Consider the following 15271-nt stretch of genomic DNA (forward strand, 5'->3'; position numbering starts at 1 on the left):
ATATCACATTATTTCCCGCCTGTCATTTTTTTATATAAAGTATTTCCTAGCCAACGTGCTAAAATATTAAAAAGAAGAACTATTATAAGAAGAACGGCTGCAGAGCCATCGGCAATCTGCCTAGCATCTGGTGCAAGCCCCTCACTATTTACCTTCCAAATGTACACAGCTAAAGTTTCAGCTGCTCTGAAAGGATAAAAAGGAGATGCAGGATTTGCAGGGTTTAAAACATTAAAATTAAGCGGTGGAGTACTCATGCCTGCTGTGTACAAAAGGGCTGCAGCTTCGCCAAAAATTCTGCCGGAAGTTAGTATTATACCTGTTATAAGCCCTGGTAAAGCAGATGGAATTAATACTCTCACTATCGTCTGCCATTTAGTAGAGCCTAATGCAAAGCTGGCTTCTTTCAATGATGCTGAAACGCTCCTTATTGAATCTTCGCTGACACGGGCCATCACAGGTAAATTCAAAACTGTCAATGCTAAAGCACCAGATATCAATGAATATCCCCAATGAAGCATATTTACAAAAATTAAAAGTCCAAAAAGACCTACTACAATTGATGGCAGTGACGATAAAGTTTCCGTTGACAATCTTATTAGCTCTGTTATCTTGCCGGGCCTGGCATACTCTGCCATATACAGCCCTGCTCCAATACCTATTGGAACTGAAATAATCAATGTAATAACTAAAAGCAGCAGTGAATTAAATATCTGCGGTGCTATGCCCCCACCCTTTTCCATAAATTTTGGAGGTGTCAATATAAAATGCAAGTTTAGTTCGCTTCTGCCTTGATACAAAATATAACCTATTAGAGCTACCAAAAACAATACAATTAATACAGCAACTAAGTAAAAATAAATCGTCGCTAATTTATCATAAAATTTTGATTTCATTTATACATACTCCTCCTACCAACAAGCCTTATTATTAAAATAAATCCAAAAGATATAAGGAGTAACAGCAAAGCTAATGACCACAGTGCATTGTTCCACGTTGAACCAGTAACTGTGTTAGCCATATCCATTGTGATAATAGATGTAATCGTCGACATAGGCTGCAGGAACGAAAAAGGAAGTGAAGGGCTATTTCCAATAACCATCTGAACTGCTAAAGCCTCACCAAAAGCGCGAGCTAGTCCTAATACTACTGCTGTTAGTATGCCAGGTTTAGCAGCAGGTAATACAACTTTTCGTATTGTCTGCCACCTAGTTGCACCAAGTGCATATGAAGCTTCTCTAATTTCCCATGGCAATGATTTTATGGCATCAGTGCTAACACTTGTTATTGTTGGCAGTACCATTATCGTAAGCACTAATATGCCGGCTAACATGCTGAACCCTAACCCGCCGAAGTATTTGCTTATAAAAGGAACTAAAACAGTAAGTCCTATCCACCCGTAGACGACGGATGGAATGCCTACAAATATCTCCATCGCTGGCTGTAATAAATTTCTCCCAAATTTTTTCGCTATTTCTACCATAAAAATTGCAGCAGATATACTGAGAGGTGTACTTATCAATATTGCGAAAACAGAGACAAAAACAGATCCCAGTATAAATTGCAAAGAACCTATAGCTGGACCTCCTTGATCATTTGGTCTATCAGGCTTCCAAAGTGTACCAAACAAAAATTCTTTAATCGAACGCTTATCTATTATAAACGTAGACAAGCCTTTCGTAGCAACAAAGTAAAAAATCGATACAGTTATAACTATCAATAAAAAAGCACAAATAAAAGCATACGTTCTACCTATCATATCAAATACTTTTCGTCTTTTGTCATAGTTTTCAGACATTTTTTACCTCCTACTATAAATTTTCGACAATACTCTAATTATAGTAGCAAAATAAAAAAAAATATTCATTAAGGTAATGTAAAATTTGTGTTAATTTTATGTTAAATTTTAAAACTTTAAATTAACATAAGAGCTAGTATAAATACCAGCTCTTATCAAATATTCTTATTCTTTTGTATCTTATTTCATTTTAAAGTTACTTTCATGTCATTTATGTTTATAAAACCAAGTTTCTCTGCAGGTCCTTTCTGGACTTCGTCAGACATCATAAAGTCTAAGAATGCTTTAACAACACCAGTGGGCTCACCTTTAGTGTACATATGCTCATAGGATGCTATTGGATACGTGCCATTTATGACATTTTCCTTTGTTGGTGCGACGCCATTGTATTTTAATGCCTTTACAGAATCATCAACATATGAGAATGCAAGATAACTTATTGCACCTTTCTTTTCAGCAACTGTCTTTCTAACAGTACCTGATGCATCTTCTGTCAATGCTAAACCTTGTACCTCATCTTGACCGCCTAATACGATTTTCTTAAAAGTAGCTCTTGTGCCTGAACTTGTAGGCCTATTAATTACTACTATCGGTTCATCTTGTCCGCCTACATCTTTCCAATTTTTTATTTTCCCTGTGAATATATCAACTAATTGCTGCTGCGTCAGACTATCTACAGTCACATCTTTATTGACTACGACAGCAAAACCAACGACTGCTACCTTGTGATCAACTAATGACTTAGCATCGATTCCTGATTTTTCTTCTGCAAATATATCTGAATTACCTATATCTGCTGCACCTTGTGATACTTGTGTTAAACCTGTACCACTACCGCCGCCTTGGACATTGATAGTGGCATTAGGATATTTTTGGTGAAATAATGTTGCTGCTTGTTCTACCAAAGGCTGTAAAGCCGTAGAACCGACTGCTGTTGCAGTACCAGAAATATCTTGACTGCTGTTTTGATTGCTATTTGATTGATTAGATGACCCAGAATCATTAGTATTTGGACCACATGCAGAAAATAAAAACACGCTTAAAACCATCAGTACAGACAACAGAACTTTTGCTATTTTACTCTTTGACATAATTGCACCTCCGTATTTTTTTTACAAGTTTAGTATAACAGTCTATTGTAAAGCCTATATTAAGCTTGTGTTAAAAACATGTTAAATTATAGATTATTTTTGATCTTTAGGCAAAACAATAGTAAATTTTGTACCTTTTCCCATTTCGCTTTCTACTGAAATAGATCCTTTCATTGATTCAACTATATGCTTTACTATTGCAAGTCCAAGACCAGTACCACCTAATTTTCTTGACCTTCCTTTATCAACACGGTAAAACCTCTCAAACAGTCTAGGAATATTCTCCTTTGAGATGCCTATCCCGCTGTCTTTAACTTCTATCAACACATAGTCTTTTCTGTTAATTGTCGTAACTTTTACGTATCCGCCTTCTGGAGTATATTTTATCCCATTATCGACGAGATTAATTATCATCTGCCTTAGCCTATCTTTGCTGGTTTTTATAACCACACCTTTGCAGTTTAAATCTTTTACAAGCTTTATGCTTTTATCATTTGCAGTTTTTTCCATTATGTAAAAAATTTCATTCACTTCGTCATCAATTGTAATATCTTCTTTTACAAATCCATCTTTTAAATTTTCTATTTCTGACAATGTCAATATATCATTTATAAGTCTCGTCAGCCTTTCAGCTTCAAACTCAATAATTTCAAGAAATTTATCCCTCTCTTCTACGTTGTCAATGGCTCCTTCTCTTAAAGTTTCTATAAATCCTCTTATAGATGTAAGAGGTGTCCTAAGCTCATGTGAAACATTTGCGACAAAATCACTTCTGATTTTTTCAAGCTTTCTAACCTCTGTTATGTCATTTATTATTACAACGAATCCTAGCTTTTTGCATGTGACTTGGTGAACAATAGGACTAGAATATATTTTGAGAAATTTATTAAATGTGTTGATTTCTAAATTATCTACATTATATCCTTTATTTTTTATAATCTTTTCCAAAATATCATGAAATTTTGTATTTCTTACAACGTCTAATATGTGCTTCCCAACAACAGAACTTTCTTTTATATCTAATATTGCTCTTGCTGAATCATTTATTAATAAAATTTTTTCATTTTCGTCAAAGGCTATAACACCGTTTATAAGACTTTTCAAAATAGCTTCAAGTTTTGCATTTCTATCGTACAGCTCATCGATGGTCTCTTGAAGCTTGTCCGACATAATGTTTATTGCTGAAGATAACTGTCCAATTTCATCGATTGACTTGATTTCCATCCTGTGCTCATAGTTGCCCATTGTTATCTCTTTAGCAACATCTGTTATCTCATTTATAGGTTGTACAATGCCTTTTATAAACCTATATCCAAAAAAATTGCTGACAATAAGTCCTAAAATTATTCCACACCAAAACCTTAAGGTTGTTATTTTTTCAATAAAAAAAAACGATGTAGCCAAAATACCAAGAAAACTTATTATGAAATAACTATAATAAAGCTTTTTAAGCATTGCCTTCACCTGTATCTTTTAATTTATAGCCTATACCTCTAACAGTTTCGATGTACACAGGCATCTTATCATCATCTTCTATTTTCTTTCTTAAATGTCTTATATGGACATCCACCGTTCTTGTCTCCCCAGCGTATTCATAACCCCAAACCTTGTCCAATAAATAATCACGCGTTAAAACTTTCCCTTTGTTTTTCGATAAAAGTTTAAGCAGTTCAAACTCCTTCAAAGTGAGGTCAAGAATTTCATTACCTTTATATACTATGTGTTTTTCTGTGTCTATAGTAATATCTCCGAATTTTATTATCTCATTATCTTCTGCTTCACTTTTTGACCTTCTTAAAACAACCTTTATCCTAGCCAGCAATTCTCTTATGCTAAATGGTTTTGTAATGTAATCATCTGCTCCAAGCTCTAAGCCCAGTATTTTATCAAATTCTTCACTTTTTGCGGTTAACATTATAATCGGAATATTTTTAAGATGTTCATCAGATTTTATCTTTTTACAGATATCAATGCCATCTATATCAGGAAGCATTAAATCTAAAAGAACCAGATCAGGACTTAGTTCTCTGCATTTTTCAAGTCCTTCTTTGCCGTTATCAGTAAGTATTACATTATATCCTTGTGCCTCTAGATTGTACCTTAAAAGTTCTAAAATATGTGCTTCATCTTCGATTACAAGAATTGTATGTGCCAAAATTGCACCTCCTAAGTACAAAACATGTACAAAAATGAAAGATTATTTCCTCTCTTCGTTATCATTTAGCAATTTTTTCAGCTCATCCATGAATGTATTAATATCTTTAAATTGTCTATAGACTGATGCAAACCTGACATATGCCACTTCATCAACATTCTTTAGCTTTTCCATTACCATCTCCCCAATTTGAGCCGAAGTGATTTCCTTTTCATAAGAATTATAAATATCTCTTTCAATTTCATCCGCCAAATCTTCTAATTTTTTGATTGGAACAGGTCTTTTTTCACATGCCTTTATCATACCTTTTAAAATTTTATCTCTATCATAAGCTTCTCTGCTTAAATCTTTTTTTATAACTAAAATCGGGACTTGCTCAACTTTCTCATAGGTTGTAAATCTTTTACCGCACTTTATGCATTCTCTTCTTCTCCTTATAGATGCAGAATCATCTGTAGGGCGAGAATCAATAACTTTTGAATCTAAATAACCACAAAAAGGACATTTCAAATATAATCATTCCTTTCGTCACAACCGCTCAAAAAACTTTTTATATCGACATTTGCTAACAAAATTATAATAAAATTGATGTAAATAGTCAAACTTGTGTTACATTTTCATCAATACTAACTAATATCACATCTTCTCCAATTTTTTTTACAGATTTCCATGGTATGTATATATCAACGTCTTTTACGAAAAGTCTAAATCCTTTGCTTTCGCCAGGCAGTATAAATCCTTCAACTTTTCCCTCTTCCAAGTTGACTTCTACGTCAATAATATTGCCAAGTCTTTTACCAGTATTAATATCAATTACATCTTTATCTCTTAAATCTGATGTCTTAAACATATAGATCCCCCTCATTCTTTTTACATTATTATAATATATATGTGCTTATTTTTATTAAATTACATATGGAAAAAACTTGCCATAAGGCAAGTCATATATATTTTCTCATATGTGTCAATGCTGATTTTTCAAGTCTTGATACTTGTGCTTGTGAAATACCGATTTCTTTTGCAACTTCCATCTGAGTTTTTCCTTCAAAAAATCGCATTGTTAAAATCATTTTTTCACGGTCATTTAATTTCTTTATTGCTTCCTTCAGTGCTATTTGTTCTAGCCACACTTCGTCTACATTTTTATCATCGCCGATTTGGTCCATTACGTATATTGCGTCACCACCATCGTGATATATTGGCTCAAATAGTGAAACAGGATCCTGTATTGCATCAAGAGCAAATACAACTTCTTCTCTAGGTATATTAAGTTCTTTCGCTATATCACCTACTGTTGGTTCTTTAGAATTTTCGTTAACCAGCTTATCTCTAATCTGTAATGCTTTATATGCTACATCCCTTAATGATCTGCTAACCCTTATTGAATTATTGTCTCTTAAATATCGCCTTATTTCACCAATAATCATTGGTACTGCATATGTTGAGAATTTTACATTTTGATTAAGGTCAAAATTATCAATAGCCTTAATCAAACCTATACAACCAACTTGAAACAAGTCATCTACATATTCTCCACGATTATTAAATCTTTGAATAACGCTTAATACAAGTCTTAAATTCCCATTTATAAATTCTTCTCTAGCATTTTTATCGCCATTTTTCATTCTTATTAACAGTTCTTTTTGCTTTGCACCTTTTAATACAGGTAATTTGGAAGTATTTACTCCGCAGATTTCTACTTTGTTGTTCATATGCCCATCCTCCAAATGTATTGGTTAATTTTAAGTATTACCTGCAGAGCAAATTTTATTCAATATTAAACAAGTCTGTTGATTTCTTTTTTTAACCTTTTTAAAATCCTTTTTTCAAGACGTGAAATATACGATTGAGATATACCAAGCATATCGGCAACTTCTTTCTGTGTCATTTCTACTCCACCACCAAGGCCAAATCTTAAACCTATTATCTTTTTTTCCCTTTCTGAAAGCCTCTTTAGTGCTGCCTTCAACAATTGTTTATCCACTTCATCTTCTATCATTTTATATACTACTTCATTATCTGTTCCTAGTATGTCTGAAAGGAGAAGTTCATTGCCATCCCAATCGATATTTAACGGCTCGTCAAATGAAACTTCCATCCTGGTCTTGCTGTTCCTCCTAAGATACATTAGTATTTCATTTTCAATACACCTAGATGCGTAAGTGGCAAGTTTTATCTTTTTATGAGGATTAAAAGTATTTATTGCTTTAATAAGTCCAATTGTCCCAATTGATATCAAATCTTCTATGCCTACACCAGTATTTTCAAACTTTTTAGCAATGTACACAACCAATCTCAAATTTCTTTCAATAAGCATTGTTTTTGCAGCATTATCTCCCGATTCCATTTTATCTATTAAAAACATTTCTTCTTCTGTCGAAAGAGGTGGAGGCAACGCCTCACTGCCGCCAACATAAAAAATTGATTCTCTTATTTTTAGTTTTGTCAATATTTTTATTATAGTTAGCTGTACAGTTATTTTTATCTTAGTTCTAAGTTTCACCTAATATCCCTCCATTAAATTAGTAATTCAGAACCAATAAGTGCTTCATAATCACCTGTCGTATTTAACCTTTTTAAATAGATTCCTATAATCACATTTTTAAAAGATTTTTTGTTATCATCAATTATCAGATTATCAGGTATAAATCCTACCATCATGCCACTATCAGTTCCAATTGAATTGTATGGCACTAATCTAAATCTTTTAAGCCATCTGTCGTCATCAACAACTTTTGGTATTTCAAAAATATCATTTATATTCCCTCTGTCAAATAAGTTTTTTACTCCCTCTGGTAGTAAATCTTTTAATGCACTGTACTCAACTATCACAACTGGATAACTTGACAGAGGATCGTGCAATGTGTTGCCAGTATCTAAAATTGCTTTTACATCCTTTTTTATATTGTTTATATTAATTTGAACAACATGAATAATATCGCTTTCTAAATTCTTTTTTGAGATATGCCCCCATCCAATATAGATTAACAAAATTGATATAAATAGTGCTCCAATTATGATTTGTTTTAAATCAAAATTGACAAGATATATTAATGCAAATGCTGCTCCTCCGACAATAAATGAAATCAGATAAAAAATGCTCATAATCTTTATGAACTCGTACAACTTTTTATAACCAAAAGTGATTATAATCATTAAAATCGATATAATTATTTTAAAAGGAAGTGAATAAATTATATTAGGTAGAGAAAAAAATATCAAAATAACGTATAATGCACCTAATAAAGATGAAAAAAACAAATAAATATTTCTGGCTTCCGATTTTGAAAATCTCTTTGTAAGGTATAAAATAATGTAATTTATAATTAAGTTTTCAAGAAAAATAACATCAACGTACATGTAGACCAGCTCCAATTGACATTATAAACCATCTAAATTATATATATTCAAATAATAACCCTTTATTCTTATTATAATAAAAAATTATCGATAAAAATGTTACAATTTGGCATCTGTTATCTACGTTGATGTATATTTTTTTATTGAATTTTAACATTTAATGTTATATATTGTAATTGTCTAGACATAAAAAAACACCTTAATCTGTAGTCAATTAAGGTGTATATCTTTTTATTTTTTCCCTCTTCTTAAAAATGTAGGTATATCAAGGTCATCATTGTCAAACTTAATAGCCTCATTTATCTCTTTTACCTCATTTTGCTGTTTAATTTCTTTTTCGATTTTAGGCTTCTTTTCTGCTTCAAATTTCTTTTCAAATCCTGTTGCAATTACAGTAATTCTAATCTGATCTTCTAAACTTTCATCGATTACTGCACCAAATATTATGTTTGCATCAGGATCAGCAGTTTCGTATATGTAGTTTGCAGCTTCATTTACTTCAAATATGCTAAGATTAGATCCACCTGCAATATTTAACAATATTCCCCTTGCCCCTTCAATAGATGTCTCTAAAAGAGGACTTTGAACTGCTTGCTTTGCAGCTTCAGTAGCTTTATTTTCACCAGACGCTATGCCAATTCCCATATGAGCAAGACCCGTCTCCATCATTATTGTCTTAACATCTGCAAAATCAACATTTACAAGTCCAGGTACAGCAATCAAATCTGAAATACCTTGGACACCTTGTCTTAACACATCATCAGCTATTTTAAATGCATCTAACATAGAAGTCTTTTTCTCAGCTACTTGCAGAAGCCTGTCATTTGGTATCGTAACAAGTGCATCTACATGTTTTTTTAGCTCACCGATTCCCATTTCCGCATGTGCCATTCTTTTTCTGCCTTCAAATGTAAATGGCTTTGTGACTACCCCAACGGTCAGTATTCCCAATTCTTTCGTTATTTCAGCAACTACAGGGGCAGCACCTGTCCCTGTTCCACCACCCATGCCGGCGGTTATAAAAACCATATCTGCACCACTTATAATCTTTTCTATTTCGTCTTTTGTCTCTTCTGCTGCCTTTTTACCAATTTCAGGGTTTGCTCCTGCGCCAAGTCCTTTAGTCAGTTTATCACCTATCTGAATCTTTGTCTCTGCTTTTGACATGTAAAGTGCCTGTTTATCTGTATTAATTGCTATAAATTCGACACCTCTAAGCCCTGCCTCAATCATTCTGTTTACAGCATTTCCACCACCGCCACCAACGCCAATTACTTTGATATTTGCAAATTGCTCCATATCTGTTTCAATGCCTATCATATTAGACCCTCCTCATATCCAAAAATCATTAAACCATTCTTTTATTCTTAAGAATACTCCATTTTTCCTTTTGTTTTTTTCTTTTGGCGTCTCACCTTGTTTTTTATATAGATACCTCCGATTTGCATAGACATATTTCACAATTCCGACTGATGCAGAATAAATTGGTGTGGATACTCCGATTGCATTTGGCAAACCTAATCTTACATTTTTCCCTAAAATACTTTCTGCTAAATCTAAAGTACCTTTTATAAAAGTTATTCCCCCTCCTGTTATTACAATATTTGTCGACACAAGGTTAATAACATTTGAATTTTTCATTTCCTCATATACCATAGTCAATATTTCACTTACTCTCGCTTCTATAATATCTATTATATCATTTAATCTAGTATCTTGAGAACTATGATTTGCAATATTTGCTATTTTCACTGTTTCGTCATTGTCCTCTATCTTCACGACAGAGCCGTATTTTTTCTTTATAATTTCGGCTTCTTCAAAAGAAATCTTTAACCCTATTGACAAGTCATTTGTTATATGATTCCCACCAACAGGTATCATGCCTGTATATACCAAATTACCTGATTTAAATACGGCTATATCAGTTACTCCTGCTCCTATGTCAACCAATGCAGCACCAAGCTCTTTTTCGTCTTTCGTCATTATGGCCTCTGCAGTTGCCAGTGGCTCTACAATTATGCCAGACATATTGTATCCTGCTTTTTTAACACACTTTTCCATATTCTGAACAGCAGTCAAACTTCCTGTTACAATGGCCGCATCGACTTCCAGTCTAATTCCCGCCATACCTACAGGATCTTTTATTTCACCATAACCATCTACTATGTACTCAATTGGAATAAGCTCTATTATCTGCTTATCAGATGGTAAAGCCATTATCTTAGCTGCTTGTAAAACCCTTTCCACATCTTGATTTGTTATTTCTTTATCATCTCTAGTTACGGCAACAAGACCTCTATTTCTGTATATTTCAGTAAGTCCACCAGGTATTTTTATATACACAGATGTAACTTTTTGATTAGCCATTCTTTCAGCCTGCTCAATCGATTTTTTGATGGAAAATGCAGTTGTCTCAATATCAACAACAACTCCTTTTTTCATCCCATTACATGGATACATGCCAATACCGATTATACTAAGCTCACCATTTTTATCACATTGTCCAATGATAGTACATACCTTTGATGTCCCAATATCAATCCCTGTTATGATTTCATTCAATTAATTCTCCTCCCCTCGGAGCTTATTTTTTTGAAATGTTATTCAAAATATATCTCCTTATGTACGCAAAATTGGTAAATAACCTGCTACCAAAAGCAAATATAGCAGCTAAATAAATTGGTACACCTAATACATCGCCTATATATGCCAAAACTGCTGCTAATATCGCATTCCCAAAAAAACCTGATATAAAAATTGCATTATCAAATTTATTTTCAAGGCTGGCTCGAATTCCTCCAAACACGGAATCCAGCGCAGCTAATATAGCAACAGAAAGATACGATGTATAAGCAGGAGGTAAGTTGATGGGCAGGAAAAATCCAATAGCAAGTCCTAAAGCTAAACTTAAAACTATGATAAGTGCCATTAATTATTCCCTCCTTCGTATGGTTTTGCATATTTATACGTCAAAACTCCATCATACTTTTTTACTAACAATTTATCAGACCTTTTTATGCTAACTTGAATTCCCCAATTTAACAATGTATCAACAATACCACCTTTTAGTTTCAATGCAGCCTCAAGTGTATCTGGATTTCCAATAGCTTTTACAACATATGGAGCAGTAAATCTGGCTGAATTTATATTCATAGTAGTTCCAATCATCCTAATTTCTGACGTTGCAACTAACCTCTGATCATTAATAGATATTGCTTCAGCTCCTGCAGCCCTCAATTCATTTACTATATTCAGTAAATCTTCATCATGAACTAGAAAAGCATTTTGATCATCGCCTGGCTGCAACTGTTTATCACTATCATTTATAGTAACTATAACTCCTGGACCTTCAACATCAGATAATCCGGCTAGTTCTTTATATTTGTCAAGGTCATCTTTAAGTGATTTTGTAACTGTACTAGTTTTTGCCGCAGAATTTTCATAACTTGATATCTTAGATTCTAAATCATTTATCTGTTTTTTTAATTCATCCCTTTCCTTTTGGATCTGCTTTAATTTATTTGTAAGTTCTTCGGCTCTTTGTACAGTGAGATTGTCACTATTTTTTACGTTTTTAAATTGTGTTGACATCATTATCCCAAGAACAATACATACAAATGCAATAGAAATAAAAAAGTTCTTTTTCACAGCATTTCCTCCATTTCCTATGGCATATAAACTGGGTTTCCATCGCTAACTATAAGAACATTTCCACTGTAATAGCCCTTTTTTTCTAAGTCATCTAATATCTTTTCCGAAAACTTTATATAATAGCTGAGATCGTCGACATTTTCTAATACTATATTTATTCCTGATTTCGTCTCCAATGTTATCTTTGAGCCATTGACAGTGATAGCCTTGTATATATTTTTATTATATATTAACGGCAAAAGTTTTGCTATATCCTTATTATTACTTATCTTGCTAACATTACTACCTATTTCAAATTTTTCTATATTGATGCCTTTTATCAGAGGAAGTTTATCATTATAATCTCCCAGATCTACTGCCACACAATCTGTATCAATATACAAATACTTGTTTTTGTAGTTTAACTGTGCAACTACTTTTCGTTCATCAATTTTTATTTCCACTTTCGATGGATACAATATATTAACCGATACATCTTTTACATAAGGGTCTTTCATAATAGATTTAATGACAACTGATTTATTAATTTTAAAAATATTGCTGCCTGTCGCAATACCTGACATTTTAATTATGTCATCTTTATCTATCGTTTTTGTTCCGTAGACATCTATTTTTTTTACATCAAACAAAGATGATCTAAAAGCTATAATATATAATATAATTGCAATTATGAGTAAAATAAAAATCAAAATCCCAAATCTCTTTTTTATTCTGAACTGTCTTTTTTCCATCATACACATCGCCTCTATCATATGCTTGTACAAATTTTAGGGTGATGTAAAACAGCCACTGCTGTTTTACATAGTTCTCTCTATGCTAGCACCAAGATTTTTTAAGTTCTCACTAAAATCCTCATATCCTCTATCAATATGTTCTATGTCTTCTACAATTGTAGTTCCAACTGCACCCAATCCTGCTAAGACTAATGCTGCTCCACCTCTTAAATCCTTTGCTAAAACATTTGTCCCCGTCAACTTTTCGACACCTTTTACTACTGCAATACGACCATCCACTTTTATATCTGCTCCCATTCTTACCAGTTCCTCTGTGTACTTAAACCTATTGTCAAATATAGTCTCTGTAATTATTGATGTCCCATCTGCCGTCGACAAGAGAGAAACCATTTGTGCCTGTAAATCAGTTGGAAATCCAGGATATGGAAGAGTAATTATCATGTCAACTGCTTTTGTTCTTTCACACGGTTCTAACTTTATAAAGTCATTGCCGGATATTATCTTAAATCCACATTCATTAAGTTTAGACAAAAGTGAGTCTATATGTCTTTTTACAACATTTGTGAGAACTACTTCTCCTTTTGTGATAGCAGATGCAATAAGATACGTTCCAGCTACTATTCTATCAGGTATTATCGTATATTCGGTGTCATGTAATTCTTTAACACCACGTATAACAATCGTATTAGTACCTGCACCAGTAATCTTAGCACCCATAGAATTTAAAAAGTTTTGAAGATCCTCTATCTCTGGCTCTTTTGCCGCATTTCCTATCACAGTCGTCCCATCTGCCATAGACGCTGCCAGCATAATGTTTTCTGTAGCACCAACGCTGGGCAAATCCAAATGTATCTCACTGCCACTTATTGAAGAACATTTACAGTTAATATAACCATATGATTCATCTATAGATATACCTAGCTTTCTTAAGCTTTTTAAATGCAAATCAATCGGCCTATGTCCGATATCGCATCCACCTGGAAAACTTATCTGTGCAGTATTATTTCTTGCTACTAAAGCTCCCATCAAAAAAATTGATGACCTCATAGCTCTCATAAGCTTATTAGGGATGTGATAATCTATAACGCCGCTGGAATCAACGATAATATCTGAATCATTAAATTCCACAGTACAGCCTAAATGCCTCAATATTTCTATCATAGAATGCACATCTTTTAGTTTAGGACATGAATGTAAAACACTTACACCTTTGTTCAATAATGTTGCAGCAAGTATCGGCAATACAGAATTCTTTGCACCATTTATCCGTAATTCACCTTTTAATCTATTTCCTCCTTCAATTACATATTTCATCCCATTTTATCACCTCCTGTTAAGCTGTACACTTCATAATATGCATCCTAGCTACAGGAGGTTACAACAGCTTATTTTAAGTCATTAATCAGCCTGTATATTTCCTTTGTAGCATCAACTTTTGAAAGCTTTTTTGCATTTGATTTCATCCTTTCTAACACAACTGGATCTTTTAAGATTGATGATATTTTGTCATATAAAATATCTCCATTTAATTCTCTCTCAAGAATAACTAATGCAGCACCATTCTTTTCAAGAACTCTTGCATTGTATTCTTGATGGTTATGTGTAACATTTGGGGAAGGTATCAAAATTGATGCTGTTGATGTTGCCAATAGCTCAGCAAGTGTTATAGCACCGGCTCTGCACACCATTATATCCGCAACTGCATACACATCACCCATATCATAACAATATGGAATTATCTTAATATTCTTTCCTATTTTTATATCGTAATCTTTAATCATTTTTATTACAGTATCATATTGATTTTTTCCCGTTATCATAAGTATTTGAAAATCATCATCTGCACGCTTTATTAATTCAACCATATATTGGTTTATTTTAGCAGCACCTCTACTACCTCCAACTGAAACTACCACTTTTTTGCCCAGCTCTAACCCAAGTTTCTTAAGGGCTTGCACTTTATTAGCATTTAATATCTCCATCCTTATAGGATTTCCAGTTACATAAACATTGTCTTTATCTCGAAAATATTTTTTTGAATCAGCAAAAGCAGTTGCAATAATGTCTACAAACCTTGAAAGTATCCTGTTTGTAAGCCCAGGAAAGGCATTTTGTTCGTGTATCAATGTTGGTATATGCTTAAGAGCTGCAATCATTACAACAGGTCCACAAACATATCCTCCTGTTCCAATTACAATATCTGGCTTGTATTCATCGATTATCTTCTTTGCATCTATTAAGCCATCAAAAGCAATTTTAACTGTCTTTAAAGTGTCTAATGATAATTTTCTTTTAAAGCCTTTCACTCTTATAGTTTTAAGCTTATATCCTGATTTCGGCACTAACTCTTTTTCAAGTCCTTTCTCTGTTCCAACAAATAATATTTCTGCGTCATTTTCATTTCTTTTAATTTCATCTGCAATTGCTACTGCTGGATAAATATGTCCACCGGTGCCTCCGCCTGTCAGCAAATATCTCATTT

General features: G+C 33.2%; 17 protein-coding genes. All 17 read right to left on the reverse strand.

All coding sequences use genetic code 11. The annotated features are described in order from the left end of the window. Positions 1–8: 8 nt before the first annotated feature. The gene (pstA, locus tag J2Z80_RS04065; protein WP_209453256.1) at positions 9–896 is read right to left on the reverse strand and encodes a phosphate ABC transporter permease PstA; all 888 of its coding nucleotides are present in this window, start codon (positions 894–896) and stop codon (positions 9–11) included. After that, the gene (gene pstC / locus J2Z80_RS04070; protein WP_209453257.1) at positions 893–1798 is read right to left on the reverse strand and encodes a phosphate ABC transporter permease subunit PstC; all 906 of its coding nucleotides are present in this window, start codon (positions 1796–1798) and stop codon (positions 893–895) included. The genes pstA and pstC overlap by 4 nt, the downstream gene beginning before the upstream one ends. A gap of 185 nt (positions 1799–1983) precedes the next feature. Then, positions 1984–2889, reverse strand: coding sequence for a phosphate ABC transporter substrate-binding protein (locus J2Z80_RS04075; protein ID WP_209453258.1), 906 nt, complete (start codon positions 2887–2889; stop codon positions 1984–1986). A gap of 93 nt (positions 2890–2982) precedes the next feature. Next, entirely contained in the window at positions 2983–4344 is a 1362-nt protein-coding gene (gene pnpS / locus J2Z80_RS04080) for a two-component system histidine kinase PnpS (RefSeq protein WP_209453259.1), read from the reverse strand. Continuing rightward, entirely contained in the window at positions 4337–5044 is a 708-nt protein-coding gene (locus J2Z80_RS04085) for a response regulator (RefSeq protein ID WP_209453260.1), read from the reverse strand. Before J2Z80_RS04085 ends, pnpS begins: the two co-directional genes overlap by 8 nt. Positions 5045–5086: 42 nt before the next feature. After that, the gene (gene nrdR, locus J2Z80_RS04090) at positions 5087–5554 is read right to left on the reverse strand and encodes a transcriptional regulator NrdR (RefSeq protein ID WP_209453261.1); all 468 of its coding nucleotides are present in this window, start codon (positions 5552–5554) and stop codon (positions 5087–5089) included. 88 nt (positions 5555–5642) lie between these two features. Then, positions 5643–5894, reverse strand: coding sequence for a YlmC/YmxH family sporulation protein (locus J2Z80_RS04095; protein ID WP_209453262.1), 252 nt, complete (start codon positions 5892–5894; stop codon positions 5643–5645). Between the two features lie 91 nt (positions 5895–5985). Continuing rightward, entirely contained in the window at positions 5986–6756 is a 771-nt protein-coding gene (gene sigG / locus J2Z80_RS04100) for an RNA polymerase sporulation sigma factor SigG (protein ID WP_209453263.1), read from the reverse strand. A gap of 65 nt (positions 6757–6821) precedes the next feature. Continuing rightward, on the reverse strand, positions 6822–7547 hold the full coding sequence (gene sigE, locus J2Z80_RS04105; RefSeq protein ID WP_209453264.1) for an RNA polymerase sporulation sigma factor SigE: 726 nt from the start codon (positions 7545–7547) through the stop codon (positions 6822–6824). 14 nt (positions 7548–7561) lie between these two features. Continuing rightward, complete coding sequence (gene spoIIGA, locus J2Z80_RS04110; protein ID WP_245301136.1) at positions 7562–8419, reverse strand: sigma-E processing peptidase SpoIIGA; 858 nt, start codon at positions 8417–8419, stop codon at positions 7562–7564. 216 nt (positions 8420–8635) lie between these two features. Further along, complete coding sequence (gene ftsZ, locus J2Z80_RS04115) at positions 8636–9724, reverse strand: cell division protein FtsZ (protein WP_192401822.1); 1089 nt, start codon at positions 9722–9724, stop codon at positions 8636–8638. A 12-nt stretch (positions 9725–9736) separates the two neighbouring features. Beyond that, positions 9737–10966: a cell division protein FtsA gene (gene ftsA, locus J2Z80_RS04120; RefSeq protein WP_192401824.1), complete on the reverse strand. Its 1230-nt coding sequence runs from the start codon at positions 10964–10966 to the stop codon at positions 9737–9739. A gap of 22 nt (positions 10967–10988) precedes the next feature. Next, on the reverse strand, positions 10989–11333 hold the full coding sequence (locus J2Z80_RS04125) for a small basic family protein (RefSeq protein WP_192401826.1): 345 nt from the start codon (positions 11331–11333) through the stop codon (positions 10989–10991). Beyond that, the gene (locus tag J2Z80_RS04130) at positions 11333–12052 is read right to left on the reverse strand and encodes a DUF881 domain-containing protein (RefSeq protein WP_209453265.1); all 720 of its coding nucleotides are present in this window, start codon (positions 12050–12052) and stop codon (positions 11333–11335) included. Before J2Z80_RS04130 ends, J2Z80_RS04125 begins: the two co-directional genes overlap by 1 nt. Before the next feature lie 17 nt (positions 12053–12069). Continuing rightward, positions 12070–12789 (reverse strand): cell division protein FtsQ/DivIB, encoded by a 720-nt coding sequence (locus J2Z80_RS04135; RefSeq protein ID WP_209453266.1) that lies wholly within the window; start codon positions 12787–12789, stop codon positions 12070–12072. A gap of 63 nt (positions 12790–12852) precedes the next feature. After that, positions 12853–14103: a UDP-N-acetylglucosamine 1-carboxyvinyltransferase gene (murA, locus tag J2Z80_RS04140; RefSeq protein ID WP_209453267.1), complete on the reverse strand. Its 1251-nt coding sequence runs from the start codon at positions 14101–14103 to the stop codon at positions 12853–12855. A gap of 71 nt (positions 14104–14174) precedes the next feature. Next, on the reverse strand, positions 14175–15269 hold the full coding sequence (murG, locus tag J2Z80_RS04145) for an undecaprenyldiphospho-muramoylpentapeptide beta-N-acetylglucosaminyltransferase (protein ID WP_192401834.1): 1095 nt from the start codon (positions 15267–15269) through the stop codon (positions 14175–14177). Between the last annotated feature and the right edge of the window lie 2 nt (positions 15270–15271).

The sequence above is a fragment of the Thermoanaerobacterium butyriciformans genome (assembly GCF_017874545.1).
GTDB classification, from domain to species: Bacteria; Bacillota; Thermoanaerobacteria; order Thermoanaerobacterales; family Thermoanaerobacteraceae; genus Thermoanaerobacterium; species Thermoanaerobacterium butyriciformans.